This window comes from Rhodosalinus sp. FB01 (assembly GCF_041365715.1).
Classification (GTDB): domain Bacteria; phylum Pseudomonadota; class Alphaproteobacteria; order Rhodobacterales; family Rhodobacteraceae; genus Rhodosalinus.
Genome location: NZ_JBGFSH010000004.1, coordinates 338593 through 340792 on the forward strand (window position 1 = coordinate 338593; position 2200 = coordinate 340792).

At 53.5% G+C, this 2200-nt stretch carries 1 protein-coding gene; it reads right to left on the bottom strand.

Translation table 11 applies throughout. The features are described 5' to 3' along the window. Nucleotides 1–1958: DEAD/DEAH box helicase family protein (locus AB6A65_RS08700; protein ID WP_371037972.1), on the bottom strand; the 1958-nt coding region annotated here is incomplete at its 3' end. Between the last annotated feature and the right edge of the window lie 242 nt (nt 1959–2200).

A 2200-nucleotide genomic window follows, 5' to 3' on the forward strand; every position in this document is an offset into this window, starting at 1 on the left:
TCGAACTCATCACGGGGAAGCTTTTCAATCGTATCGCGCAGTTCCTCGGGATAGAGGTCCTCTTCCCCATCAGCTTCGTCGAGAAAATCAAGCTGCGGCTCATATCCGATTAGTTTTCCGTTTCGGCGCTTCCACCGCTCGACGGCTTCCCGTTCGTGTTCGGTTTCGGCATTCACATCCAACCATGCCAGTAGCTTATAGAGTAATCGCCAGCATGAGAGCCTGAACGCTTCGGCCGAGCTTTCAAAACGCTTCAAGAAGTTTGTTCTGATGAGCGCCACCACCTGTTTCCGGCGACCCTTTTCCATGGCAGGGATTATCTCAGGGTCATCGCCCTTGTAATAGGCGTATGGGTTGTAAATGCCGAGGGTGAACAGAGGAACGCGCTTGTGGAAAGCATCAGCCACCATGTCGAGTAGTTTCCCATAAGTCTGCTTTACCGAATAATGCGCGACCTTGGGTTTACGCGGTTCGGGAAAGACAACGGCGCCTCCGCCTTCGCGCTGCATACTAGCCTTCACATAACTTCGGCTCCGCTGAACAACCAGCGCGTCGAAAAGTGAATCTGTCGCGAAAAGATCGCCTATGTCAGCCGCGTTGATTTCTGCAACCTCTTCATCCCCATTCGATCTCAGTTGCCGCTCAATTGATCTCTCCAATTGCCTTATGTGCCCTGCGAGAGAATGGATGCCCAGCGGCGCATCAGCGAAATGATCTGCGCGGTGCCGTGAGAACAGCTCGACCATGTGCTGAAAATCTAACAGGCTATTGTTGATCGGCGTAGCGGTCAACATGTACATTTCCTTGCCTGCGGCGAGGTCATACAATCGCCAATAGCGGGATTTGCGCTTTGAACCTTCTTCACCGCGCGTGCCGGTGTTCCGAAAATGATGTGCCTCGTCGATGATGATGACGTCAGCCTGAGCTTTGACTTGCTCCAATTCCTCCTGCATCTTTTCGCGCATCAGGTCTGTATGACTGAAGATTTTCAGCCTACTGAAGCCCTTGAATACATCCGGAAGCCGGTTTCTGAGCTCCCGTTCCCAAACAGGCGACTTGGCCGATTTCGGCACAAATAGTGCGACGTTCTTGTTTTCGTGCTTAACGAAACGTTCGATTAGCATGAGGCCGATGAAGGTCTTGCCCAGGCCGACACCGTCGCAAAGAAAGGCACCGCCGTATTTTGCTGCCCTCTTTAGCAGCGCACCGTATCCGTCCCGCTGGTAGTTTGCCAGGACCGGATAGAGCCTAGAGGAGTTCTTCTCCCACTCAGTTGCGGTCTCCTCATGCCCAGAGAAGTAAAGCTGCATCGACCGCGCATAGACATCGAACGGGGTGTAATCGCGTGTGTGGCGCTCAAGGGTCTTGAGGACTTCAATCGATACGTCTTCGGCTTCCTGCCAGCGTTCCTCATACCATTCTTGCAGTACCGCGACCGGGGTACCTGTAATCTGCACGTTCAGTTCGATATTTTGGGTGAGGCCTGGGACCGTGAAGTTCGAAGAACCAACTAGCGCTGATGATCCAACCACTTCGAGGCGTGCATGTGTGATGTAGGCTTTGGCATGGAATTTGTCCTGCCTGTAGATACGGCACTCGATCTTGCCGGATCTGATCGCCTCGACGATCGCTGGAACTCCATTTAGGAAGTGGTTCTTGCCCTTTTCTTGCTCAATGCTCTCGTCAAGGCGACGAGCAATTTCTTGAAGCCCGGCTTCGAACGCACGCCTGGTACGCTTCGAGACCTCGTCTCCCATAAGGACTCGTATGTGATCGACCTTTTGCCATTCGTTACCAAGCGACAGTAGTGCTCCAATTTCAAAGTACCCCGTCGCGATATCGATCGACCTAGAGAGCTGACACCAGTCATGGAGGTATCGAAGCGCCTTCCACTCGTCGGCGCTGTTGTCGACAATGAACAGCTCACTGCCCGCTCTGTGGCTCTCTCTCTTTGGCACCTAGTCGCCCCAGTCTCCAGGAGTGCATTTTGCCCCCCAAGCATCCACTAGACCGCCTGAGAACGCAACGTGAAACCCCTTGATTTCAACATGTTGCAATCAGCATTGTCAGTCGGGCGCGCGGGAGCCAGTCATCACGCCACCTTCGCCATTCTTTCAAGCTCTTCTGCGAGCACAACTGTGCTATGAGTTCTGCCGATGCGGTTGGCGGTTGACCTGCCCCAATGAAGTGGTCCGGTTTC